Raw genomic sequence first — 26,618 nt, forward strand, 5'->3', positions numbered from 1 at the left:
TTAATTACTCATACAAAAACCTCATACAAGTTACAAAAAATAAAAAAATAATATATTGACTAATAGATATTTAACTTTACTTTTAATTTAAAACCACCTGGGTTCAACATTCTAAAAAAAGCAAAAAGGCATGATTAAATCACACCTTTTTTGCTTTAAAATATAGATTCTAAAATTATTTCTACTTTTCTATTTCCCTCATGCTCTCCATTTTCTTATGCGCTAAGAAACCACTAATATCTTCAAAATGTTCTACCACTCGCTTGTTTCCAAATTCAAAAACCTTTGTCGCCAAACCATCCAAGAAATCACGGTCGTGCGAAACTAAAATTAAGGTTCCGTCAAAATCACGAAGCGCATCTTTGATAATATCTTTCGTTTTCATGTCTAAGTGATTTGAAGGCTCATCCAGAATCAACAAATTCACTGGCTCCAAGAGTAATTTAATCATTGCCAAACGTGTTTTTTCACCACCCGAAAGCACTTTTACTTTTTTGGTTACATCATCACCGTGAAACATGAAAGCTCCTAAAATATCTTTGATCTTAGTCCTTACATCGCCTACCGCTATATCGTCAATTGTTTCAAAAATAGTGGCGTTTTCATCTAACAAAGCCGCTTGATTTTGGGCAAAATAACCAATTTGTGCATTATGACCTATTTCAACACTCCCGCCATCAATTTCCAATTGCTTCATGATCGCTTTAATCATAGTCGACTTTCCTTCCCCATTTTTACCTACAAAGGCTACTTTTTGGCCTCTTTCGATAACAATATTAGCCTCTTTAAAAACAACATGCTCACCATAAGCTTTTGACAAATCTTTTACAATTACAGGATATTGCCCTGATCGCGCAGCAGGTGGGAATTTTAATTTCAATGCCGATGTATCAACCTCGTCAACTTGCACTATAACCAGTTTTTCTAACATCTTAACTCGTGATTGTACGGCATCCGTTTTAGAAAAAGTCCCTTTAAAACGGTCAATAAAAGTCCTGTTATCTGCAATCATACGTTGTTGCTCATCGTATGCTTTTTGCTGATGCATGCGTCGGTCTTTTCTAAGCTCTAAATAATGAGAATACTTGGCTTTATAATCATAAATACGTCCCATGGTAACTTCAATGGTACGATTTGTAATATTATCAACGAACGCTCTATCGTGAGAAATCACCACTACGGCTTTGGCTTGATTAATCAAAAAATCTTCCAGCCACTGAATACTTTCTATATCCATATGATTGGTAGGCTCATCTAATAGAATTAAGTCGGGCTTTTGCAAAAGAATTTTAGCCAGTTCAATTCGCATTCTCCATCCTCCTGAAAACTCTGAAGTTTGTCTTGTAAAATCTTCCCGAACAAATCCTAATCCAACTAAGATTTTCTCCACTTCAGCTTCATAGTTAACCTCTTCAATAGCATAAAATTTCTCACTCAAGTCAGAAACCCTTTCAATTAACTTCATATACGCATCACTCTCATAATCGGTACGAATAGTCAATTGTTCGTTGATTTCGTCGATTTCAGCTTTCATACTAAAAATTTCACCAAAAGCTTTCGAAGTTTCCTCCATCACCGTAGCCCCATCCGTGGTCAATAAATGTTGCGGCAAATAAGCCACAACAGCGTCTTTTGGAGCAGAAATATTTCCGGTCGAAGGCTTGCTTTGGCCTGCAATTATTTTAAGAAGCGTAGATTTTCCCGCTCCATTTTTTCCCATAAGGGCAATTTTATCATTTTCATTTATTGCAAAAGAAACATCACTAAAAAGCGTAGTGCCTCCAAAGTGTACTGAAATATCGTTAACTGTAATCATTATAAGAAGTTAAAAGTTATGCGTTAGAAGTTATGTATTGTCTCAACTTCTGTTTTTTTTTAAAAGTGCAAAGATAGATTAAATAACTAATTGGTTTATTATAAAATAAAAGCTTCTGGAAACTGAATAAAATTCATATTTCCAGAAGCTTTCAAAATAAACTACCACACCCTAAACCTCTTTGTTTTTGTTTATGGTTTTCCAAATATGTGCATTTGTAACTCCAATGTTTTCTGGATCAAACATAGGGTCTTTTCCTTCTTTTCTTTGTTTCTCATAATCTTTCAATGCTGCTAATGCCGGTCTTTGCAAGAGAATAATAGCCACAATATTAAACCACGCCATCAATCCCACTCCAATATCACCAATATCCCAAGCTAATTTGGCCTGATTGATAGAACCATACATAATTACCAACATCATAATTACTTTTAGTATATAATTAAAAACAGGAGATTCAAATTTACGGGTCAAATATGAAATATTTGTTTCAGCAATATAGTAATAAGCTAATATTGTAGTAAATGCAAAGAAAAACAAGGCTACAGCTACAAAATAAGAACCAAATCCAGGAAAAACGCTATCCATAGCACTTTGAGTATAGCCCGGACCAGCTGAGACATTTTGCACACCATTGTACAAAAATTCAGTAGCCGCGCCAGACCCGAAACCTGGATTATGCACATTATACATTCCCGTTATCAATAGCATAAATCCTGTTGCCGAACACACTAATAAAGTATCAATATAAACAGAAAAAGACTGCACTAATCCTTGTTTTACAGGATGCGAAGCATTTGCCGCCGCCGCGATATGCGGAGCTGTACCTTGACCTGCTTCGTTAGAATAAATCCCTCTTTTCACTCCCCATTGAACAGCTAAACCAAAAACAGCTCCAAAACCAGCTTCCATATTAAAAGCACTTTTAAAGATCAGAGAAATAACTCCCGGTAGCTTATCAATATCCACTGCAATAATTATCAACGCAATAAAAATATAACCAATTGCCATAAAAGGAACTATGTATTCCGTGAATTTAGCTATCCTTTTAACACCTCCAAAAACAATAGCTGCAAAAATTAAAACAACACCCGCTCCCGTAATCCAAGTATCGAGATTAAAAGCGTTCTTAATCCCTTCGGCAACAGAATTTGCTTGGACTCCTGGCAATAGTAATCCCGCCGAAATAACCGAAACTATTGCAAACAAAACACCAAACCACTTCATCCCCAATCCGCGTTCTATATAAAATGCAGGTCCTCCACGAAACTGTCCTAAATGCTTTTCTTTATAAATTTGAGCCAAAGTAGCTTCAACAAATGCAGTACTCGCTCCTAAAAAAGCTACTAACCACATCCAAAACATCGCTCCCGGACCTCCAAAAGCTATCGCAGTAGCAACTCCTGCTATATTTCCTGTTCCTACCCTACCTGCCAAAGACATCGACAAAGCCTGAAAGGAGGAAACTCCAGATTCTGAACTTTCACCGTCAAATAACAACCGAAACATTTCTTTGATATGACGCAGTTGTAAAAAACGCGTTCTCAAAGAAAAATAAAGCCCAGTTCCCAAACACAAAACGATCAAAGCATTACTCCAAACAATGTTGTTTATCATGCCAACTATTTCTTCCATATATTTCCTTTATTTATAATTATCATAAAACTAACAAAAACACATTTTTATTAATAATATTTGATAAAACTAAAACATACTGACAAAAAAAACTAAAAAACGTCGATATAAAAAACAAAAAAAAATTAATACACTAAAAACCAACCTTTAACAAAGCCGTCTTTTTTTACGATAAAATCACACTATTAACACTTCAAACCAACATCATTAAATTTTACAGTAAATATTAAACACAAAAAAACTGCCTCATTAGAACAAATGAGGCAGTTTTTTTGTGTTTTTAAAATTAGAATATAACTACTCTTTTCTCCATTTTTTAGTCTCTTCAAAAACATGTTCTAATATAGCCGCTTCCTTCTCATCAAATTCAATACCTCTACGCCCCATCACTATTCTTGCAGTTTCAAAAGCTTTTTTGGTCATGTAAGTGGTAAAACCGGCAGCCCCGCCCCACGAAAAACTAGGAACAAAATTACGAGGGAATCCTGTTCCAAATATATTGGCACTGACTCCTATTACCGTTCCGGTATTAAACATGGTATTAATTCCACATTTACTATGATCACCCATCATCAATCCGCAAAACTGAAGTCCGGTTTTAGCAAAACCTTCGGTTTCATAACTCCACAATCGCACCTCTTCGTAGTTATTTTTTAAATTCGAATTATTACTGTCAGCCCCAATATTACACCATTCTCCCAGAACAGAATCTCCTAAAAATCCGTCATGACCTTTGTTGGAATGCGCAAAAAGAACTGAATTCTTCACTTCCCCTCCAATTCTAGAATAAGGACCTACAGTTGTTGCTCCATACACTTTGGCAGCCATTTTTACCTGAGCTTCTTCACATAAAGCGAAAGGCCCTCTAATAACTGAACCTTCCATGATCTCAGCATTCTTACCAATATATATAGGACCTGCCGAAGCATTCAGTGTAACAAATTCCAGTTTAGCACCTTCTTCTATAAAAATATTCTCCAGCGCAATTGCATTGACACTTTTAGGAATTGCTTGTGATTTTCTGTCCTCGGTCAAAAAAGCAAAATCTTCTCTGATAGCCGCCGCATTCTTAGAAAATATATCCCAAGTATTTTCAACTGTCAAACAATCGCCTTTATATTCAATTATCTCATAAGTTTCAAAATTCACTTCTTCCTGCTCAACGTTAGTATAAAAAGCAATCACTTCATCACCTTTAAAAATAGCCTGATTCGATTGTAAATTAGAAAGCATTTCTACCAAAACAGCATTAGGCAAAAAAGAAGCATTAATCATCACATTCTCTTCCAGCTCCACCATAGGAAACTTATCGGATAAATATTCCTCGGTCAATGTAGTAGTTGTAGACCCCAAATACATTTCCCATTTTTGACGAATAGTCATTATCCCAATAAGAATATCAGCAACTGGACGGGTAAATGTAAAAGGAAGCAAAGCATTTCGAGCAGGACCGTCAAAAAGTATATAATTCATAAAAATTGTTTATTTATTGATTTGATTATTTATTAATTCACAAATTAATTCAATCAAATTATCGTTTTAATAATATTAACACCAAAGTTACAAAGTTTTTATTAGTTTTCGAACCGCTTTAGACTTCAACAATTAGTTTTTTAAACTAAAAAAACCTCCCAAAAGGAAGGTTTTAATGTATTTAAAAACAAGTTAAAATTATTTAACGTGTTTAGCGTATTTAGTTTTAAATTTATCGATACGTCCTGCAGTATCAATAAGTTTAGATTTACCTGTGTAAAAAGGATGAGAAGTTCTAGAAATCTCCATTTTCACAACTGGGTATTCAACACCTTCGTGAATAATTGTTTCTTTAGTATCTGCAGTAGATTTAGTGATAAAAACATCTTCATTTGACATGTCTTTAAATGCAACTAATCTGTAATTTTCTGGGTGCGTACCTTTTTTCATCTTTTTTTTATTTGTTTGGTTACAACTCATTTTGAAGCTTTTCTTGCAACAGAAAAGGTGTAAACTTATTATAACTTTTTGTTCTTACACTATTATTTTGAGTCTGCAAATTTACAATTATTTTTCAATAAACAAACCTTTGATCCATTTTTTTTTATAATTGTAAAATACGTTTTTTATTCTTGAATATATCGGGAATTGCTATATTTGTGGATTAATTATAAACCAACTATAATGATAAACGAAATTATTAAAAAGAACGGAATAACCTTTGGTGTGACAATTGGAATAATTTCCGCCTTAATTACTTCAACAATATATGCTATTGACTTAAATTTATTCACTTCTTGGTGGATTGGGTCCTTAAGCATTTTAACCTATCTTATATTAGGAATTGTTTTACTTTCGAAAACTAAAAAAGAAATAAAAACTTTTTTTTCTTTCAAAGATGCTTTTACAACCTATTTTATTGCTGCAGTAATTGGTATATTAATCGCTACTTTTTTTAATATTCTTTTATTCAACTTTATCGATCCATCAGCAAAGGACACTTTAAACGAATTAATGATTAAGTTTAATGTTGAAATGCTGCAAAAATTTGGCACACCGGCATCAGCAATTAATGAAGCTATCGCAAAATTAAAAGAAAACAACCCTTACTCAACATTTGAACTATTAAAAGGATCTATTTTTAGTATTGTTTTCAGTTCTATTTTCGGATTAATTTTAGCCGCTTTCTTTAAAAGCAAACCTTCACAAGAATAAATAATAAATGAATTTATCCATACTCATCCCACTTCTCAACGAGGAAGAATCACTAAAAGAATTGTACACTTGGATTATTAAAGTGATGCAATCCAATAATTACTCTTATGAAATTATCTTTTTAGATGATGGAAGTACGGATAATTCCTGGTCGATAATCGAGGATTTCGCTTCCGAAAACCCTAATGTAAAGGGAATTCGTTTCATGAAAAACTTTGGTAAATCCCAAGCTTTACATGCCGGATTTGCCAAAGCTCAAGGTGATGTCATTATCACCATGGATGCTGATTTGCAAGACAGCCCGGAGGAAATCCCAGGCTTGTACGACATGATTACTACACAAAAATTCGATTTGGTTTCCGGTTGGAAAAAGAAACGCTATGACTCTGTGGTAGCTAAAAACCTACCTTCGAAGTTGTTCAATTGGGCAGCCCGAAAAACATCGGGAGTAGAATTGAATGATTTCAATTGTGGCTTAAAAGCCTACAAAAACGTAGTGGTGAAAAACATTGAAGTTTCGGGCGAAATGCACCGTTACATCCCGGTTTTGGCCAAAAATGCAGGATTTGGAAAAATTGGAGAAAAAGTAGTACAACATCAAGCCAGAAAATACGGAGAAACTAAATTTGGAATGGAACGCTTTATCAATGGTTTCCTTGATTTGATTACCATCTGGTTTCTTTCCCGATTTGGAAAAAGACCAATGCACTTATTTGGTGCCATAGGATCGCTGATGTTTATCATTGGTTTTTTGTTAGCGGGATACATCGGCGTTTCAAAACTATACCACATGTACAACAACATGCGCTATAACTTGGTAACTGACAATCCTTGGTTTTTCATTGCTCTGACCACTATGATATTAGGAACTCAATTGTTTTTGGCTGGATTTCTTGGAGAAATTATCTTACGTACAAAAAACAATGAAGAACGTTATAAGATTTCGAGAGAAATTAATTTATAACAAAAACCATAACAAGCTGAACAGCTAATTTTTCTTAACCCGTATTACAAATAGGAAAACTAAAACAACCCTAATAATAATTTAGAACAAAGAAGCTTTCTTAAAATACGCCTATTTTTAAATAAAAATATAAAATGAATATCGCACAAAACATTTTAGACGCAGCAAACGATTGGCTTACACCAACATTCGACACTAAAACACAAGAAGAAATCAAAGCTATGATCGCTTCTTCACCTAAAGAACTAGAGGAAAGTTTTTACAAAAATCTTGAATTTGGAACTGGTGGTATGCGCGGTATAATGGGCGTAGGAGACAATCGCATCAATAAATACACTCTGGGAAAAAGCACACAAGGTCTTTCGGATTACTTGCACAGCGTATTCCCAAACCAAACCATAAAAGCGGCCATTGCCTATGATTGCCGTCACAACAGCGACACTCTAGCAAAAACGGTTGCCGATGTTTTCTCTGCCAATGGAATTGAGGTTTATTTGTTTTCAGAACTAAGACCTACGCCTGAATTATCATTTGCCGTTAAACACTTAGGCTGTCAATGCGGAATTGTACTTACCGCCTCCCACAACCCACCGGAATACAACGGATACAAGGTATACTGGCAAGACGGTGGACAAATTGTACCACCGGAAGATAAAGCAATTATAAATAGCATCGAAAACTTAAACTACGACCAAATTAAGTTTGATGCCAATGAAGATTTGATACATTATATTGACACCGAAGTTGACCAAGCTTTTATAAAATCATCCATTGAAAACGCAAGTTTCAATACGCCTGCTGAAGCAAAAGAAAATCTAAAGGTTGTTTTCACTTCATTGCACGGAACTTCAATTACATCAGTTCCCGAAACCTTATCCCAAGCAGGATATACCAATGTACATATCGTAGAAGAGCAAGCCGCTCCTAATGGCGATTTTCCAACGGTAAAATCTCCAAATCCGGAAGAACCAGAAGCCTTGACCATGGCATTAGCTTTGGCAGACAAAACAGATGCCGATATCGTTATTGGTACTGATCCGGATTGTGATCGTCTAGGGATTGCTGTTCGAAACAACGAAGGAAAAATGACTTTGTTAAACGGAAATCAATCGATGATTCTAATGACTGCTTTTTTATTGGAACAATGGAAAAAAGCAGGAAAAATTAACGGAAAACAATTCGTGGGTTCTACCATCGTCTCCACTCCTATGATGATGGAATTAGCTACTGATTATGGCGTGGAATGCAAAATAGGCCTAACAGGCTTCAAATGGATTGCCAAAATGATCAAAGATTTTCCGGAATTGGAATTCATTGGTGGTGGCGAAGAAAGTTTCGGATTTATGGTAGGAGACGCTGTACGCGATAAGGATGCTGTTGCAGCAACCTTATTAATCTGCGAAGTTGCGGCACAAGCCAAAGCTCAAGGAAGCTCTGTTTACAAAGAATTATTACAATTATATGTAGACCACGGATTTTACAAAGAACATCTCGTTGCTATAACCAAAAAAGGAATCGAAGGATTACAAGAAATCAATCAAATGATGATTGATTTACGTGAAAATCCATTGAAAGAAATCAACGGCCAAAGAGTCATCATGATGGAGGACTATCAATCTTCTGTAGCAAAAAACCTATTGAGCGGAGAAGAAGAGACCATGGCCATCCCGAAATCAAATGTATTGATTTACTATACCGAAGATGGTTCTAAAATTTGCGCCAGACCTAGCGGAACTGAGCCAAAAATAAAATTCTACATCAGCGTAAATGCTGAACTCTATGATGTAGCTGATTTTGAAGAAGCAGATAGCATTCTGAACGAAAAAATAAAAAACATAATCTCAGATTTAGGAATAAAATAATGGATGAAAATATAAAAAAAATTATCCCTTTTGCAAAAAAGTATAAAATTCATGTGATATGGAATATCATTCACAACGTATTATATGCTCTTTTTGGCACAATAGGAATGGTAATGATTTTTCCCGTATTAAAAGTTCTTTTTGGCAATGAAAAAAAGGTGACAAAGTTACCTGAATACCAAGGGATTTCTAGTATAGACAGCTATTTAAATGATACTCTTTTTTATTATGTGAATCATTTCTCCGAATCACGCGGAGCCAATTACGCCTTATTATTAACGGTTTCGTTAGTTGTAATTACTTTTTTATTCAAAAATTTATTTGGTTACTTGGGATTGCAACATTTAACCAAAATTAAAACAGGAGTTCTTCGAGATTTACGTCAAAAAATGTTCAAAAAAATCATCGAACTTCCTATTCCCTATTATTCTGAGAAACGAAAAGGCGATGTAATGGCGCGTATGCTTGGTGATGTTAACGAAGTTCAGAACTCTTTTTTCATGATTTTAGAACTTATAATTAAAGAGCCATTGACTATTATTTTCTCTTTGATTGCAATGATTAATATTAGCTGGAAACTGACTCTATTCGTGTTCGTTTTTATTCCCATTTCTGGATTTATAATTTCAAAAATAGGAAAATCTTTAAAAGGAAAATCGATAAGAGCACAACAAGAAAACGGACATCTGATTTCTATTGTAGAAGAGACATTAAGTGGTTTAAAAGTAATCAAAGGATATAATGCCGAAAACTTTTTCTCCAAAACCTTTAACGACTCAATCAATCAATTGTACGTACTCTCAAATAGCATTGGAAAGAAAAACAATTTAGCTTCTCCAATGTCAGAGTTTCTGGGTATTGTTGTTATTTCCATTCTTCTTTTTTACGGTGGTAATTTAGTATTAGTCGACAAATCTCTGGACGGCTCATTATTCATCGCTTATATTGGACTGGCTTACAACATCTTGACACCTGCCAAAGGGATTGCAAAAGCTTCTTATCAAGTAAAAAATGGTCTAGCCGCAGCCGAAAGGGTTTTTGAAGTTTTGGAAGTAGAAAACACAATCAAAGATAAAGAAGATGCTGTCGAGCTGAAGGATTTTAAAAATGAAATTCACCTAAAAAACATTACTTTTTCTTATGAAGAAGAGCCAGTATTGAGAGACTTTTCATTAACTATTCCTAAAGGAAAAACAGTAGCCTTGGTTGGACAATCTGGAAGTGGAAAAAGCACCATTGCCAATTTACTGACTCGTTTTTATGATGTAACCATTGGAGAAATTTCGATAGACAATCACAATATAAAAGACATCACGATGGAATCTTTGCGTGATTTGACCGGTTTAGTTACTCAGGACAGCATCATGTTCAACGGAACAATCAAAGACAATATTCGATTGGGTAATTTGGATGCAAGCGATGATGAAATTATCGAAGCCTTAAAAATTGCCAATGCTTATGAGTTTGTAAAGGACTTGCCAAAAGGAATTCATACTAACATTGGCGACAGCGGAAACAAACTTTCCGGTGGTCAAAAACAACGCTTGAGTATTGCCCGCGCGGTCTTGAAAAATCCTCCAATTATGATTTTGGACGAAGCGACTTCAGCATTAGACACTGAAAGCGAGAAATTCGTACAAGTGGCCTTAGAAAACATGATGCAAAACAGAACATCAATTGTCATTGCGCACCGTCTTTCGACCATTCAAAAAGCAGACACTATCGTTGTTATGCAAAAAGGAAGAATTGTAGAACAAGGAACGCACGAAGAATTAATTACGTTGAACGGAACCTATAATAAATTAGTGACGATGCAATCATTCGAATCATAGCTTGCCGATTTTAGATTGCCGATTTCAAAACGAATGAAAATTAAAATATCTCTGTAATCTCTTAATCTGAAAAAATGTACCTCAATAATCCGAACATAAAACTACCTGAGAACCCAGATACCATTGTTTGGAAATACCTGGATTTATCTAAGTTTCTGGATTTATTGATGTCCAAAAAACTATTCATGTCCCGATCCGATAAATTTGAGGATCAATACGAAGGTACTTTTAGCGAACCTACTTATGAGGAAATCAGAAAACTGTCTATAGACAATCCTGATTTTTTGAACTATTATAAAACCCACCGGGAAAAAGTAGCCATAAGTAGTTGGCACATCAACGAATATGAGTCCTTTGCTATGTGGCAAATTTTCACCCAAAACAGCGAAGGCCTGGCCATTCAATCCACTATCGGAAGATTGCAAAACGCATTAATTCCTGAAAATTGCTATAAGCAATACATAGGAGAAGTAAATTACATCGATTACAAAAAAGAATACATCCCTTTTGACGATATGTTTTTCCCGTTTTTATTTAAACGCAAAAGTTTTCAATACGAGCGTGAAGTTCGCGTCATTACTAATGTGGCCGATAAAAAAATATCCTTGAATGATGGTTTAAAGATTAGTGTAGATATTTGTCAATTAATTGAAAAAATCTACATTCACCCCAAATCCGAAAATTGGTACAAAAACTTGGTGATCGAGCTGGTAAAAAAACTTGACTTTGATTTTATCATTGAAAAGTCAGATTTAGAAAGCGACATCCTGATTTAAAGACATGTTCGTTTTATATTGGTTCATAACTGCTCACTTTCCATTCGCCATTTGATAGATTGACATAATTGTAATGCACCACATCATTTTTATCAAATTGCCCATTTTTATTAGTATCCTCAACAGTTCTGAAATACAAACGGTTTTTAGATTCAATTAAACTCCAATCTATTAATTCATGGAAGTTTTTGGAGATTTTAGTAAAACGTTCTCCGCTTACATCACTCAAATAAAGCGCTTTGATATCACTTGCATCTAATTTCCCGTCTCTATTACTATCCATATCAAACATAGTGTATACCATAATTTGTTTTTTAGCACGTTCAGCTACCGATCTTAAATAAGTCGCTGTTTGAATCAAAGCTGGTTTATCGGTTAAAGCTTTTATCGAATCAGAATCTGTTTTTTGAAATTTGAGATTTTGCAAATAACCTGTAATTTCATTTTCTCCATAATTGGAAATCGTAAAACTCAAATCAATCACACTCGAAGATCCGTATCTGGCTTTGGTTCCTCTTTCATAAACCCTTAAATCCCCTACTGGATGAATTAAATAATCCGTTCCTTCCATCTGGATTGGCAAATCAGAAATGGAAATTTGGGTTGAATCTATTTTAACAACTCCCTTTTCTTTATTAGTGGCATCATAAATTACTTTAGGCTTCTCTACTTCTTCCTTACAGCTCACCAAAAGTAAAACCGAAAAACCCAAAAGTGCTATATGTATTTTTTTCATAATGATGTAATATTAAAAAATAAATTCAAATGTAATCAATTTTAAAAACGGTTCTGATATTTAAAAGCTTTTTATGTACTAAAATTCAATCCAGAAATTTATCTGCTTAGCCTTATTTTGCTACAGCTTGGCACTTAACTTCACATTAAACACTCTGGTGGTCATATAATTTGGAATCGCATATTCGCTTTTTGAATACACATCGCGAACCCAAGTATTTGTAATTGCATTTTGATTATTAAACAGATTAAAAATTTCCAATCCCACGGAAAGTTCTTTGAAACTCCCTAACCAATTTGTTTTTGACTTTCCTATCGCATTATCGACTAAAACTTTGGAAAACCCAATATCAACCCTGCGATAATCATTCAATCTGTTTTGATACAAATAAGGATCAGAATACGATGGCGAACCACCAGGCAATCCGGTGTTATAAACCAAATTCAAATACAATTTCATACTTGGAATAGTAGGCATGTAATCTTGAAACAAAATTCCGAATTTCAAACGCTGATCTGTTGGTCTGGCGATGTATCCTTTACCTTCGCTATTTTCCTCTGTTTTGAGATAACCAAAGCTAAACCAAGATTCAGTTCCCGGGACAAATTCTCCATTCAAACGAAAATCCAATCCTTGCGCATAAGCTTTGGCAGTATTAGAAGCCTCATAACGTATCCGGACATTGTCAATCGTATAGGTATTTACATCTGTTAGTGATTTATAATACAGTTCTGAAATAAGCTTAAAAGGGCGACTCCACATCTCAAAACTATAATCATTACTTGCGACAAAATGAACGGATTGTTGTGCTTTGACATTGGGTCGCACCATTCCATCGGCGGCTCTAAGTTCCCTGTAAAAAGGCAGCTGATGATACCATCCTCCCGAAATCCTAAAAACCATTTCTTTCTCCCAATTTGGCTTTAACGCCAACTGCGCCCTGGGACTAAAAGTAAACTGAGATTTAGCTTGCTCTAGCGCACCTAAAACTTCCCAGCTGTGAACACGTACGCCGACATTGTACCAAACTTCGCTATTGCCAATTTCTCCTTTGCGGCTCCATTGACCATAAGCCGAAAATCTATTGATGGTATTATAATTAGTGGTGCGCACATTTTGATAAGGAACCAATGGGCCCGTATAAGAATAATAAGGCTCGTCCTTTTTTGGCAAATCAATAATAGGTGGATTTATCGAAAAACCTGCCGAATCAATCACCTCCCATTCTATTACACGATCTCGAATGGATTCACGGGTATATTTAATTCCCCATTCCAATTGGTTTTTTTTCCAATCGTGAAACCCTTTTATTTCGGCATTGATTATAAAAGCGTCCAAATCGTTCCGGGCATGATTGAGCTGCGAACCAATCCCTCTGGTAAAAGAAACGTCACCATAGCTCTCAGAACCAATATTTGAATCTACTTCTCCCAAACGGTATTGGGCCAAAATATCGAAATATTCTTGTTCTAAAGTATGAAATGCTGAACCTATAAATTTCAATGTAAAATTATCCGAAACCTTAAAAATGGTTTTTATGGCTCCAAAATAAGTATCGTATTGATCTTTTTCCTGCCCTTCATAATAAACAGAAAGGGCCATCGGCTTATCGATAGTACCAAATTTAGTCTGGCGGGTCAAAGGTTCATATTGGTACTTATTTTGAGAAATATTCCCTAAAAAACTCCATTGCCATTTTGCCGAAGCTTGATAGTTTACATTAGTTTGAACATCTACAAAGCTTGGTTTAAAATTAGTCTGGGTGTCCTGACTTTTCACTAAAAGACTATTGTTTCTATAACGAATCCCGGTAATAGCGTTCCATTTTTTGTCTCTGGAAACGGCATCTACGCTCAAGCTTGCTCCAAGTAAACTCGCCTCAAAGCTTGCGCCAGAATTTGTTGGTTTTCGATAAGTTATATCCAAAACTGACGAAAGTTTATCTCCATATTTAGCCTGAAAACCACCAGCAGAAAAATCAACATTTTGAACCAAATCAGTATTGGTAAAACTCAATCCTTCCTGCTGACCGGAACGAATCAAAAAAGGGCGATATACTTCTATTTCATTCACGTAAACTAAGTTCTCGTCATAATTCCCTCCTCGCACCGCATATTGGGTACTTAGTTCATTATTCGAGTTTACGCCCGGCAAAGTTTTCAGGATACTTTCGATTCCGGCATTAGCACCGGGTATTTTACGAAAAAGCTCAGGATCAAAAACAGTAACTCCATGAATTTCTTTTCTATTAGCGGCAGTAACTATAATTTCACCTATTTGTTCCTGTTGGTCATTCATAACCAAATTGAATTCATAGACTTCATTTGCTTTTAAAGTGAGCGAAATAGTTGCTTTTTTTAAAGCAATATGGGTAAATAAAATAGTCGTCTTTTGATTCGCAGAAATTTTTATCTGATAAAAACCATTTGCATCAGATCTTGTTCCAATACCGGAACAAGACACATTTACATTAGCTATGGGTTGGTTATTTTTATCTAAAATAATCCCTTTTACTCGCGCTGATTGAGCAAAAGAAGAAAATCCCAGCCATAATGCAACGAAAACAAAGATTATCTTATTGATGCCCAAGTTTGTATATGTATTATTATTTTTGACTTCTAAAGAAAGCTGTCTCAAATACAGCTGAATTTCCTACATTATCGGTCACTACCACTTTTAATTGATTAGCGCCTTCAGTCACAATTCCGTCACTAAAATTATGTGTTATTTTTCTGGTTTTGTTATCGTATTCAAATAAAATCCAATTCCCATTCAAATAACCATTGTATGTTTTTATACCAGATCTGCTGTCACTAATGGATAATTGAAGCTTCTTCTCTGTGCTCAACCATTTTCCTTCAATCGATTTTGCAATAGAAATAACTGGTGCGATAGTATCTATGGCCAAAGTATATTTGCCCAATGTTCTCACTTTGGTCGAGAACACATTGTCTTTTCTATAAGTTGAATTGTAGCCCATTTTTCCGTTTTTATCAATATCAGCTATAAAAACCTTTTCTTTTTGCGCGTCAGTATACTTATTACTTTCGATAGAAATTGTAAAATTAGAATGTGCCGGAACGGTATCATCATGAAGAAACAAGGTATCGTTTCTTACATCAAAATTCATATCAAAATCCTCATAAAAAGTACCCGCGGGGAAAAATACTGACATGTTGTTCTTGGCAAAACTATTGTCTTTGTTGACTTTTACAAAATAATTTGACACTGTCGCTTCCTTCTCAACAACGGGAGTAGACAAATCATAACTAATCGGAATTGAAACAGAAGTTGTATTGCCATAAAAATCAGAAACTTCAATACGATAGACCGAAGTCAAATTAGGAAGTATTGTTAAAACTCCATTTGTCTCATCGGTTTTTATGATACTTAATTTAAACGGATTGACCATGAATAATTTCTGAACTCGTTGAGAGGTTTTCTTATACTTTGAATAATCTACCAAAGCGTTTATATAGCGCATTTCATCAAAAGCATAGGTGTCAAATTGGTATCCAAAATTAGCTTTGCCATTCCAATAACTCTGTACTTTATAAGCACCGTTTTTATTAAAAGAAACATTATCATAATCGACTGCTGTGATACCAAAGCCTATTTTTCCATTGGCAACCACTTTATTCGCCAGATAAGTTCCGTCTTTTTGCAAAGAAACATTGAGCAATAAAGGACGCTTAGATTGATTAACCGATGTTTTTGCATCCAAAGGATAAACATAAACTGCCGAAACAACCGGTTTTTTAGTATCCGTAATCAACTTATCAAACCCAAATAGCATCGGGTTGATGATTTTTTCGGTTTTGCTGTCTCGAAATTCAAAATGCAAATGCGGCCCTTCGGATGAACCGGTATTCCCAGAGAGAGCAATAATTTGACCCTTTTTCACGACCAACTCATTCGGTTTTAAGAACAGCTCCATTTCGAATGATTTTTCTTTATAATGCGCTTTCTTGATATAATCCTCAATTGCATCGGTGGTTCGCTGTAAATGACAATAAACGGTGGTGTATCCGTTTGGATGTGTGATATAAATAGCCTTTCCGTTTCCAAAAGTAGAAACCTTTATTCTGGATACATAGCCATCAGCGACAGCATGAACCGAAAGCCCTTCTTTTTGCAAGGTCTTAAAATCCAAACCGGCATGAAAATGATTGGGTCTCAACTCTCCAAAATTCCCTGACAACTGCATCGGTATATCAAGTGGCGATCTAAAATAGTCTTTTGGGTATTCTGTTTGTCCAAAGCTAAGACCGCAAAACAATAGAAAAATAAGGGTAAATTTCATTATATACATTTTTGCTAAGATAAAAAAGTTATCCATAAAGCGTACTAAAAAAACACAATTTGTAACCAATTACATTGCAATTATTTGACTTTTTTTAAATAAAAAAACAAATAAAATATTGTAATAATAAAAACTAATACTAAATTTGTAATATTAAGTAATGAATAGGATATATAATGAGTGTAATTGCAGAAATAATTGATACTCTTGAAAATAAGGTTGAAAAACTCATTCTAAAAATACAAAATTTAGAGAAAAACAATCAAGAATTAAAAATCGAATTAACAAAATCTGCACACATCATAGCAACGCAATCAAATGATTTTGAAGCATTAAAGCTGCAATATGAAACACTTAAAATTGCCAATTCATTACTAGGCAGTGACGATAATAAGAGAGATACAAAGCTTAAAATAAATTCATTAATTCGGGAAATTGATTACTGTATAGCCCAGCTATCAGATTAGTAAAAAAGATGGACGAAAAGCTTAAAATTAAAATATCAATTGCAGACAGAGTCTACCCGCTAACGGTAGAACTCTCTCAAGAGGAAGGACTTAGAAGTGCTTCTAAAAAAATTGACGTGATGATAAAGCAATTTGAAGAAAATTATGCTGTTCGTGATAAGCAAGATGTTTTGGCAATGTGTGCCTTACAATTTGCCTCTCAAGTAGAACAAAAACAAATTGACAATACTATTAATGGTGAAGAGACCATTGATAGAATTAAAAAAATCAATGCGCTTTTAGATCAATATCTCGACAATTAAACGTTCTTTACAAAAACTAAGATACTGCCTACATTAGTTCACATTTGGTAAACTCAACACTAACAAATTAGAATGAGCAAATCATCACTACTAAAGCATGCCACGCCTAGGCGAGGAAACTTGAACAGTGAGTTAGCTCAAAACTTGTCATTCCGAGTTTATTCAATACTCCTAATGTAGGCTTTTTTTATATATAAATTTTAACAAACATGGACATATTAACGATCGTCATTTCAGGTATTATAGGTATTGCAGCAGGTTTTGGGATAGCCAAAATCATAGAAAAAAGCAATATTTCCAATTTAATCAAAAACGCTAAAAAAGAAGCCGTCTCTATTTTAAAAGATGCCAACCTTGAAGCTGAAAACATTAAAAAAGATAAAATTCTTCAAGCAAAAGAGAAATTTATCGAATTGAAATCCGAACACGAACAAGTAATTCTAGCCAGAGACAAAAAAGTGGCTGAAGTAGAAAAAAGAATCAGAGATAAAGAATCCCAAGTCTCTAATGAACTTTCTAAAGCCAAGAAAGTAAACGATGATTTTGAAACAAAAACAGCCGAATACAACGCTAAAATCGAAATTTTAGACAAGAAACAACTTGAAGTTGATAAATTACACAAAAGTCAATTACAACAACTTGAAGTAATCTCAGGATTATCTGCCGAAGAAGCTAAAAATCAATTAGTTGAAGGGCTAAAAGCCGAAGCTAAAACGAAGGCAATGTCTCATATTCAAGATACCATTGAAGAGGCTAAATTGACCGCACAACAAGAAGCTAAGAAAATCATCATCAACACGATACAGAGAGTAGGAACAGAAGAAGCAGTAGAAAATTGCGTATCTGTATTCAACATCGAATCAGATGACGTAAAAGGAAGAATCATTGGCCGTGAAGGTAGAAATATTCGTGCATTAGAGGCCGCAACAGGTGTTGAAATCATTGTAGATGACACTCCGGAAGCAATTATCCTTTCTTGTTTTGATCCTGTTCGTAGAGAAATTGCCCGCTTAGCACTCCATAAATTGGTAACTGATGGTCGTATTCACCCGGCACGTATTGAAGAAGTTGTTGCCAAAACAGCCAAACAAATTGATGACGAGATAATCGAAGTTGGAAAACGCACCGTTATCGATTTAGGAATTCACGGTTTACACCCTGAATTAATCAAAGTAGTAGGACGTATGAAATACCGTTCTTCTTACGGACAAAACTTATTGCAACACTCCCGTGAAGTTTCTAAACTTTGTGGTATTATGGCCGCTGAATTAGGCTTAAACGTTAAACTTGCTAAAAGAGCCGGTTTATTACACGATATTGGTAAAGTTCCAGATACCGAAAGTGATTTACCGCATGCACTTTTAGGAATGCAATGGGCTGAGAAATACGGTGAAAAAGAAGAAGTTTGCAACGCCATTGGCGCGCATCACGACGAGATAGAAATGAAATCCTTATTATCTCCAATTATCCAAGTTTGTGATGCAATTTCAGGAGCTAGACCAGGAGCCAGAAGACAAGTATTAGATTCTTACATCCAACGTTTGAAAGACTTGGAAGAAGTAGCTTATGGATTTACAGGTGTAAAAAATGCTTATGCCATTCAAGCCGGTAGAGAACTTCGTGTTATTGTAGAAAGCGAAAAAGTTTCTGATGATAATGCCGCCTCTTTATCATTTGAAATATCTCAAAAAATCCAAACAGAGATGACTTACCCAGGACAAGTTAAAGTAACAGTAATTAGAGAAACTAGAGCGGTGAACATCGCTAAATAAACAACTTTGTTCAAATCATAAAAAAAGCATTTCAGTTTCTTGAAATGCTTTTTTTATTTAACACTTTTTCTTGGATGAAAATTATTAACAACCTCCTTCAAAAACTTCCTGTCCAAATGCAAGTAAATTTCAGTTGTAGTTATGGATTCGTGTCCCAACATTAACTGAATGGATCGCAAATCGGCACCATTTTCAAGAAGATGCGTAGCAAAAGAATGACGAAAAGTATGCGGACTAATCTTTTTATTTAAATCTATTTTAACCGCAAGATCTTTTATAATAGTAAAAATCATAGCCCTTGTTAGCTGACCTCCTCTTCTATTCAAGAACAAGGTATCGCCAAATTCTTTCTTAACTTTCACCTGATTTCGCATTGTATCTTTATAAAGCTGAATATACTTTTGAGCCAATTTACCCACAGGCACAAACCGCTGCTTATTTCCTTTTCCTGTGATTTTAATAAAACCTTCATCAAAAAACAAATCGGATATTTTTAAAGATACCAATTCAGAAACCCGTAACCCGCATCCATAAAGTGTCTCCAACATGGCACGGTTCCTTTCGCCTTCGTTTGAACTTAAATCGATTGCCTGAATAAGAACATCAATTTCATCCACACTTAAAGTATCCGGTAACTTCCTTCCTGTTCTGGGTGCCTCAATAAGTTCCAACGGATTGTCTACACGGTAATCCTCAAATATCAGATAACCAAAAAAACTTTTAAGACCGGAGATTATTCTGGCTTGTGAACGGGCATTAACTTGACTTGAAATAGTATATACAAATTGTTGAACACTTTCCTCGCTAATTTTAAGCGGAGAAACAACAATATTATTCTCGGAAAGAAAAAGACACAAACGCTCAATATCAAAAGTATAATTGGCGATGGTGTTCTTTGACAAACCACGCTCTATCTTCAAATAAGACTGATAACTTTTGATGTACGAATCCCAACTCATGAATACAAAGAAACGATTTTTACAGTCATAAAAAAAACTCCCGTTGTGTCGGGAGTTTCTTGAATATTAAAATCTAAAACACTATTAGAATTTATATCCTAAACCTACAAAAAGTCCACTAAGTTTTGTACTAAAATTACTGTTACCTCCATCAATTAAGTTAGTCAAACCATAATTATATTTTGCATCCAAAGATAAATTTCCAGTTAAATCATAAGACGCCCCTAAATCTAAACCTAAATTAAAAGATTTAGCTCCTTCACCTGCGTCTAAAATAAATCCAAAATTTGGTCCAGCTAATACATTAAATTTTTCCGCTACACCAAATTTGGCAAGAACTGGAATTTGAATTTGATCTAAATCTTTAACTGAAACATACAACAATTCAGGTTGAACATGGAATTTATCTGAAACTGCAACATCTACAAAACCACCAACGTAAAAACCAGTTTCAGATTCACTATAAGAATTGCCAGCAAATTTACCATGCATTGACGCGAAATCGGCACCCGCTTTTACACCAAATTTAGCTTCTTGGGCATTTACAAAGCCAAATACAAATACAGCCGCAGCAGTTAAAATATTTTTTTTCATTTTTTTTTATTTTTTATTAAAAATTCAGGATAAATATAACAAATATCTTATTAAAAGCAATACATTTCCTATTCTGAAAGGAGTAAAACCTATTAAAAAAAGCAACTGAAACAAACTCAACAGATATATAATCCATTCTTATACTTTTAATTACAAAAAGCTACTCACCATATTTAGTGATATTTACATTGGAGATAAAAAAATTTAAATTTTAACAAGTTTTAACTTGTTTCTTATTACAATCAAGGCCAATTTTTGATCAAAAATGGACATGATTTTAAAAAAAAGTAATAAAAAAAACCTCCCGAAATAGAGAAATTCTAAAACTAATTATTTTTTAAAAACATTAAAATTTACAAGCCAATGACAATGATAAAACAGAGTTATAAACTTTAGTCTTTTCACCCAAAAGAGCATCAAATTCTTCAGTAAAAAGATTAGACAAACCTAAATTGTAACGAACCCCCACAGAAATTTTTTCTGTAAAATCATATCCGGCACCAAAGTTCAATCCAAAATCTGTTGATTTAAATAATTTTTTTACGTCACCTGATAGCCCTCCATCCTCTTTCACTTTTGCAGACGTCAAAAAACCGACTTGAGGACCAACTTCTAAATTAAATTTTGGAGCGGCTAAATACTTAACCATAACAGGAATATTAACATAAGCCGTTTTAAAATTCCCTCCATCACCATCAGCTCCTTGTGTAGAATATAATAACTCAGGTTGTATAGCAAATTTATCCGAAACATTAATTTCAGCAAAACCACCAACATTAAAACCAACTAATGTGGTATTATCTTGTATATCACCCGAAAAATTAGCAAAATTCAATCCCCCTTTTACTCCAAATTTAGCTTCTTGAGCATTAGCAAATCCAAATGCAAATACAGCCACTGCTGTCAAAATAATTTTTTTCATTTTTATTTTTATTAAAATTTCAGAGCGAATCTAATAATTATCTTGTTAAATACAATTAAAAATCTTTTTCATAAAAAAATTAAACATAGAAAACAATGTAAAACAAAAACTTAAATACAAGAACAAATCATTGAATTTCAAATGATTAAAAAACAAATCATCACCATATTTAGTGATTTTTATATAAAAAACAAAAAACTTATATTTTAACAAGTTTTAACTTTCTTTTATCCTCTAAAGACTATTATTGATGTAAAAAAAGACCTTTTTTTTTTGCAAAACGCAATAAAAAAACCTCCAAACATGGAGGCTTTAAATTTTTAAATTTTATTATATTAGAAATGCAATGCGAATCCAACTCTTACCTCAAAGATTCCTTTATCATAAAAATCTTCATTTAAACTTACGTTGTAACGCAAACCAGGCTCAATAGAAACATTATCTCCCAAAAAAATGGCATAACCACCCTGAATTCCGAGCCAAAGAGGATTCTCTCCAGCGTCTTTCCAAGAAGCTCCCGTCAAATCCACTTGCACCGGAATCATACTGCTAATATAATACTTAGCCCCTACTTTATAAGTAAACGAAGTAACATCTCCATCAAGAACACTAGAATATCCAAGTCCCGCCTTAATAGCCAAATCATTTATTACAAAATAACCTGCTTCAGCCCCAATAGACCATTCCGTATTCCCATCTGTTGTAGTAAAACCAAAACCAGTATTGGCCGAATGAGCCGCTGTTCCTCCACCAAAGCCAGTATTAGCCTCTATCAGCCATTTCCCTTCTGAAGTTTGACCTCCGTTATTATGCATTTTTTTGTCCTGGGCAGTTACTAAACCAAAAATGAATAATGCTACTGCCGTTAAAGTAATTTTTTTCATGATGTTTGTTTTAGAAATTAGTATCCCCAAAGTTACTTAACAGCATTAAAAAGCACCCATCTAAAAACAAAAAACCGTTGACTAACAATATATTACGACTAAAGCTGCGTTGAAAAAACAATCTGAAAGTTTAAGATTACTTTTTTAGAAGGATTCTTAAAAAACAAAAAGGCAAAAAAATGCCTTTTTTTCATAAAAAAAATAGCTTCGGTAGAGAAATTAAAACAAAAAAAGAAACTGATTCTTTCAAAAAAAAGAGAAAAAACACAATAATTATCTAATTAAACTGTTTTAAATTGCGAACTCAAATTAGACATAAATAAAAAACCTACTTTATGAAAAAAGCATTTTTAATTGCCACAATTTTTCTTGGTATGTCGGCAAGCATCCATGCCCAATCTGTTAAATTCGGAATCAAAGCCGGACTAAATTATGCCAATCAAACAGGTACTGATATTACCATAAACAGTATCAATTACAAGACAGAAGCCATCACAAGCTATCACGCCGGTTTTGTTGCCGAAATCAAACTTTTGAATAAGTTAGCTATCCAACCCGAGTTGATGTATTCTACACAAGGAGCCACTTACAAAAACGCAATTGACGAATTTAAAAATGACTTAGGCTATGTTTCTATACCGCTTTTGGTAAAAATTTACCTAAGCGATAGCTTCAGCTTGGAGTTAGGACCACAAGCCTCATTTTTATTGAGCGGCAAAGACGATGTTAAATTCCAAGACCAAAGTACTTTTGATGCAGCGGCTGTTGGCGGATTAGGATTAAAAGTAACAAAAAACCTATTTCTTCAAGCTAGATATGGCTTAGGATTAACCGATTTTTCTAAAAATGCTCAAACTAAGAACTCTGTAGTTCAGGTTTCGGCAGGAATCCTTTTCTAAAAATCACAAAACTAATTCCTTCAAAACCGTTCTTTAATTGGAACGGTTTTTTTATTTTTACAAAAACTAAAAACTATGAAATAGCCATGATTAACTAATTGCAATTACTAATAAAGATAATTCATCATGGCGTATAACATATTTCCAAAATTTAATATTATCTATATATGAAAATCAGCATCATCAACGGCCCAAATCTTAATCTTTTAGGAAAAAGAGAACCAGAAGTATACGGTAGCCAAACTTTTGAGGAGTATTTTACTGGCCTTCAAATAAAACATCCCACAATAGAATTCAGCTATTTTCAAAGTAATATAGAAGGCGAATTGATTGATAAAATTCAGGAATTTGGTTTTTCATATGATGGAATTATTCTTAATGCTGGCGCTTATACCCACACCTCAATTGGTATTGGCGACGCCATAAAAGCAATAAGTACTCCAGTTGTAGAAGTCCATATTTCGAATACTTTTTCTCGTGAAAGCTTCAGACACCAATCCTACATTTCTGGTAATGCCAAAGGAGTTATTTTAGGTTTCGGATTACGAAGTTATGACTTGGCTATCCAGTCTTTTTTATGACAATCCTAAAACCATTAAAAAGAAACCCTTAAAGCTTTAACATATTATTAATAGACTAATTATTAAGTTCTTATATTTTTGTGAAAGAAAAAACTTTCATGAAAACATATTTTTATATTTTAATCTCCTTAGCAACCACTGCAGGCTTTGCTCAAATCAAAGGAACGGTAACGGATGAAAAGGGAAGCCCTTTGCCTTTTGTAACAATATTCGAAGATGACACTTACAACGGAACTACTTCAAACGAGCAGGGAAAATATGAATTGAATTTAAAAACGGATGGCAAGAGTGCCGTAGTGTTCCAATACCTTGGTTTTAAAACTCAAAAAGTATCCGTTCAACCAAAAAAGCAACCTTATTCTTTGGATGTAAAAATGGTTGAAGAAAGCTTTTCATTGAATGAAGTAGTGATTAACACCAAAATCAATCCCGCCATTGCCATTATAAAAAAGGCTATTGCCAGCAAAAAAGAAAATACCGAAAAAACGGCTCGTTTTAAAGCCGACTTCTATTCCAGAGGTATTTTTAAGCTCAAAAATGCACCCAAAAAGATATTTGGACAAAAAATTGGCGACATGAATGGTTCTTTAGATTCCACCGGCACTGGAATTATTTCATTATCAGAAACCTTTTCCAAAATTATTTTTGAGAAACCAAATAATTTGAAAGAAATCGTGACTGCTTCAAAAGTCAGCGGAAATAATAATGGCTACAGCTACAATACCGCCAGATCATCATTTTATGACTTTTATGATAATACTGTCAATTTTGGCATTAACATGATTTCGCCTCTTGCTGACAATGCTTTCAATTATTATAAATTCAATTTAGAAGGCACATTCAATGACGAAAATAACCAAATGATCAATAAAATCAAAGTTATTGCAAAACGCGATAAAGAACCTGTTTTTGAAGGTTACATCTATATCGTTGAAGATTCGTGGGCAATTTACGCGGTAGATCTAGACATAAAAGGTTATCGAATGAAAGAAGAGTTTGTAGATGTTATGACACTAAAACAAAATTTCAGTTACAGTAAAACCAACCGATTGTGGGCAAAAAACACCCAAAGTCTTGATATTACTGCCGGAGCTTTTGGCATAAAATTCTTTGGAAAATACACCTATGTGTACAGCGATTATGAGTTCGTCAATTCTTTTTCTAAAAAAACGTTCACAAACGAAATTACAGCCATCGAAATCGATTCAAATAAAAAAGACACTCTTTTTTGGAATGCTAACAGACCAATTCCTTTGACATTGGAAGAAAAAGACGATTATACCCGAAAAGACAGTATTTACAAGGTACGTAACTCCGAAAAATATTTAGATTCCATTGACAAAAAAGGGAATAAGTTTAAAATACTTAAAATCATCAACGGTTATACCTACCGAAACAGCTCGAAAAAACAGTCTTTCAGCTATGATGGCTTGCTAAATCTCGGTTCGTTAAGTTTCAATACGGTTCAGGGTTATAATTTAGATTCCGGTTTTTCATTCACAGACTGGAATACGGAGAAAAAAGGAAAATACACCTCGGTAAAAACAAAATTTAATTATGGTTTTTCGGAAGACCGATTGCGTGTCACAGGTCAATTTACACATCGATTCAACAACCAAAATTATGCAACTTTAACCGCATCAGGAGGAAGCACAGTAAAACAATTCAATGAAAACCAGCCTATCAGTAAGACTATAAACACCATCAGTTCCTTATTTTTTAAGGACAATTACATGAAATTGTATAATCTGGAGTTTGCCCAGCTAAATTATGGTCAAGATATAGCTAATGGAATAAATTTAAACGGGAAAATAGAATTCCAACAACGAAAACCTTTGTTCAATACTACCGATTTTTCTTATTTTAACAAAGAGGATTTATACACTTCGAATAATCCGTTAGCTCCAAACGACTTTGTAAGTCCAGGTTTTGAAGAACATCATTTAATGAAGGCAAGTTTGAATGCAAAAATTAATTTTGGTAACAAATACTCCACCCGACCTGACGGTAAGTTCAATATACGAAATAGAAAATATCCAACGCTATTTGTGGCTTATGAAAAAGCATTTGCCGCAAGCGAGAAAAAATATGAGTTTGACCATGTCAGTTCCCGACTTACTTACGAAGCAACAATAGCAAACAAGGGGAATTTTGCCTTGAATTTAAAAGCAGGAAAGTTTTTTAATGCTAAAAATATTGCTTTTATGGATTATAAACATTTTAACGGAAACCAAACACACATTGGTCAATCTAATCGGTACTTGAATGTTTTTAATTTATTGCCTTATTATTCGAATAGCACAAACGACAGCTATTTTGAAGCACATATGGAACACAACGACCAAGGTTACATTATGAACAAAATTCCGTTGCTGAATAAATTAAAATCGACTCTCGTTTTAGGAGCTCATAGCCTTGCCATTCCTAATTCAAAACCTTATTCGGAATTTACTATTGGTCTTGATAATCTTGGTTTTGGTAAATTTAAGATGTTCAGAGTTGATTATGTTCGTTCTTACCAAAACGGATACCAAGGAGATGGAATCATTTTTGGCTTGAAATTTTTGGACATACTGGAATAATATTCTGTTTGTAACAAAAAAAAAAACGAGTCCTTTTTTTAATC

General features: G+C 34.2%; 22 protein-coding genes. 11 read left to right on the top strand and 11 right to left on the bottom strand.

Annotation, left to right across the window (positions count from 1 at the left end):
• Positions 1-181: 181 nt before the first annotated feature.
• From LNP19_RS00570 to LNP19_RS00585, 4 genes are all read right to left on the bottom strand, one after another.
• Complete coding sequence (locus LNP19_RS00570) at positions 182-1,816, bottom strand: ABC-F family ATP-binding cassette domain-containing protein (RefSeq protein WP_230062879.1); 1,635 nt, start codon at positions 1,814-1,816, stop codon at positions 182-184.
• A gap of 171 nt (positions 1,817-1,987) precedes the next feature.
• Positions 1,988-3,451, bottom strand: coding sequence for an alanine/glycine:cation symporter family protein (locus LNP19_RS00575; protein ID WP_230062880.1), 1,464 nt, complete (start codon positions 3,449-3,451; stop codon positions 1,988-1,990).
• A 297-nt stretch (positions 3,452-3,748) separates the two neighbouring features.
• Positions 3,749-4,924, bottom strand: coding sequence for a GlmU family protein (locus tag LNP19_RS00580; protein WP_230062881.1), 1,176 nt, complete (start codon positions 4,922-4,924; stop codon positions 3,749-3,751).
• A gap of 198 nt (positions 4,925-5,122) precedes the next feature.
• Complete coding sequence (locus LNP19_RS00585; RefSeq protein ID WP_072939303.1) at positions 5,123-5,374, bottom strand: type B 50S ribosomal protein L31; 252 nt, start codon at positions 5,372-5,374, stop codon at positions 5,123-5,125.
• Positions 5,375-5,608: 234 nt separating this feature from the next.
• Between LNP19_RS00585 and LNP19_RS00590 the strand changes: the two genes are divergently transcribed.
• The 5 genes from LNP19_RS00590 (at position 5,609) to LNP19_RS00610 (ending at position 11,573) form a co-directional block, all read left to right on the top strand.
• On the top strand, positions 5,609-6,139 hold the full coding sequence (locus LNP19_RS00590) for a DUF4199 domain-containing protein (RefSeq protein ID WP_230062882.1): 531 nt from the start codon (positions 5,609-5,611) through the stop codon (positions 6,137-6,139).
• A gap of 7 nt (positions 6,140-6,146) precedes the next feature.
• The gene (locus LNP19_RS00595; RefSeq protein WP_230062883.1) at positions 6,147-7,103 is read left to right on the top strand and encodes a glycosyltransferase family 2 protein; all 957 of its coding nucleotides are present in this window, start codon (positions 6,147-6,149) and stop codon (positions 7,101-7,103) included.
• Positions 7,104-7,237: 134 nt separating this feature from the next.
• Positions 7,238-8,965: a phospho-sugar mutase gene (locus tag LNP19_RS00600; RefSeq protein WP_230062884.1), complete on the top strand. Its 1,728-nt coding sequence runs from the start codon at positions 7,238-7,240 to the stop codon at positions 8,963-8,965.
• Positions 8,965-10,797, top strand: a complete 1,833-nt coding sequence (locus tag LNP19_RS00605) for an ABC transporter ATP-binding protein (protein ID WP_230062885.1) — start codon at positions 8,965-8,967, stop codon at positions 10,795-10,797. Before LNP19_RS00600 ends, LNP19_RS00605 begins: the two co-directional genes overlap by 1 nt.
• Positions 10,798-10,871: 74 nt before the next feature.
• Positions 10,872-11,573, top strand: a complete 702-nt coding sequence (locus tag LNP19_RS00610) for a hypothetical protein (protein ID WP_230062886.1) — start codon at positions 10,872-10,874, stop codon at positions 11,571-11,573.
• A 13-nt stretch (positions 11,574-11,586) separates the two neighbouring features.
• On the opposite strand, the gene LNP19_RS00615 is transcribed toward LNP19_RS00610, so the two are convergent.
• From LNP19_RS00615 to LNP19_RS00625, 3 genes are all read right to left on the bottom strand, one after another.
• Positions 11,587-12,309: a hypothetical protein gene (locus LNP19_RS00615; protein ID WP_230062887.1), complete on the bottom strand. Its 723-nt coding sequence runs from the start codon at positions 12,307-12,309 to the stop codon at positions 11,587-11,589.
• Between the two features lie 120 nt (positions 12,310-12,429).
• Positions 12,430-14,898, bottom strand: coding sequence for a TonB-dependent receptor (locus LNP19_RS00620; protein WP_230062888.1), 2,469 nt, complete (start codon positions 14,896-14,898; stop codon positions 12,430-12,432).
• Positions 14,899-14,914: 16 nt separating this feature from the next.
• Positions 14,915-16,612, bottom strand: coding sequence for a M23 family metallopeptidase (locus LNP19_RS00625; RefSeq protein WP_230062889.1), 1,698 nt, complete (start codon positions 16,610-16,612; stop codon positions 14,915-14,917).
• Positions 16,613-16,788: 176 nt separating this feature from the next.
• On the opposite strand from LNP19_RS00625, the gene LNP19_RS00630 reads away from it, so the two are divergent.
• From LNP19_RS00630 to rny, 3 genes are all read left to right on the top strand, one after another.
• Positions 16,789-17,079 carry a hypothetical protein gene (locus LNP19_RS00630; RefSeq protein ID WP_230062890.1) on the top strand — a complete coding sequence of 97 codons (291 nt, stop codon included), beginning with the start codon at positions 16,789-16,791 and terminating at the stop codon, positions 17,077-17,079.
• 8 nt (positions 17,080-17,087) lie between these two features.
• Positions 17,088-17,381, top strand: a complete 294-nt coding sequence (locus LNP19_RS00635; RefSeq protein ID WP_072939334.1) for a cell division protein ZapA — start codon at positions 17,088-17,090, stop codon at positions 17,379-17,381.
• Between the two features lie 209 nt (positions 17,382-17,590).
• A complete protein-coding gene (rny, locus tag LNP19_RS00640; RefSeq protein ID WP_230062891.1) occupies positions 17,591-19,153 on the top strand; it encodes a ribonuclease Y in 1,563 nt (520 codons plus the stop codon).
• 53 nt (positions 19,154-19,206) lie between these two features.
• Here rny and xerD read toward each other — a convergent pair whose 3' ends face one another.
• The 4 genes from xerD to LNP19_RS00660 all read right to left on the bottom strand — a co-directional run bounded on the left by xerD (position 19,207) and on the right by LNP19_RS00660 (position 22,512).
• Positions 19,207-20,112 (bottom strand): site-specific tyrosine recombinase XerD, encoded by a 906-nt coding sequence (xerD, locus tag LNP19_RS00645; protein ID WP_230062892.1) that lies wholly within the window; start codon positions 20,110-20,112, stop codon positions 19,207-19,209.
• Between the two features lie 84 nt (positions 20,113-20,196).
• Positions 20,197-20,706: an outer membrane beta-barrel protein gene (locus LNP19_RS00650; protein ID WP_230062893.1), complete on the bottom strand. Its 510-nt coding sequence runs from the start codon at positions 20,704-20,706 to the stop codon at positions 20,197-20,199.
• 346 nt (positions 20,707-21,052) lie between these two features.
• Positions 21,053-21,628, bottom strand: coding sequence for a porin family protein (locus LNP19_RS00655; RefSeq protein WP_230062894.1), 576 nt, complete (start codon positions 21,626-21,628; stop codon positions 21,053-21,055).
• A 335-nt stretch (positions 21,629-21,963) separates the two neighbouring features.
• Positions 21,964-22,512: a hypothetical protein gene (locus tag LNP19_RS00660; RefSeq protein ID WP_230062895.1), complete on the bottom strand. Its 549-nt coding sequence runs from the start codon at positions 22,510-22,512 to the stop codon at positions 21,964-21,966.
• A gap of 335 nt (positions 22,513-22,847) precedes the next feature.
• On the opposite strand from LNP19_RS00660, the gene LNP19_RS00665 reads away from it, so the two are divergent.
• From LNP19_RS00665 to LNP19_RS00675, 3 genes are all read left to right on the top strand, one after another.
• On the top strand, positions 22,848-23,411 hold the full coding sequence (locus LNP19_RS00665) for a porin family protein (protein WP_230062896.1): 564 nt from the start codon (positions 22,848-22,850) through the stop codon (positions 23,409-23,411).
• Between the two features lie 167 nt (positions 23,412-23,578).
• Positions 23,579-23,992 (top strand): type II 3-dehydroquinate dehydratase, encoded by a 414-nt coding sequence (gene aroQ, locus LNP19_RS00670; protein ID WP_230062897.1) that lies wholly within the window; start codon positions 23,579-23,581, stop codon positions 23,990-23,992.
• Positions 23,993-24,090: 98 nt separating this feature from the next.
• Entirely contained in the window at positions 24,091-26,574 is a 2,484-nt protein-coding gene (locus tag LNP19_RS00675) for a DUF5686 and carboxypeptidase regulatory-like domain-containing protein (protein WP_230062898.1), read from the top strand.
• Positions 26,575-26,618 lie beyond the last annotated feature (44 nt).

The sequence above is a fragment of the Flavobacterium acetivorans genome (assembly GCF_020911885.1).
Taxonomy (GTDB): domain Bacteria; phylum Bacteroidota; class Bacteroidia; order Flavobacteriales; family Flavobacteriaceae; genus Flavobacterium; species Flavobacterium acetivorans.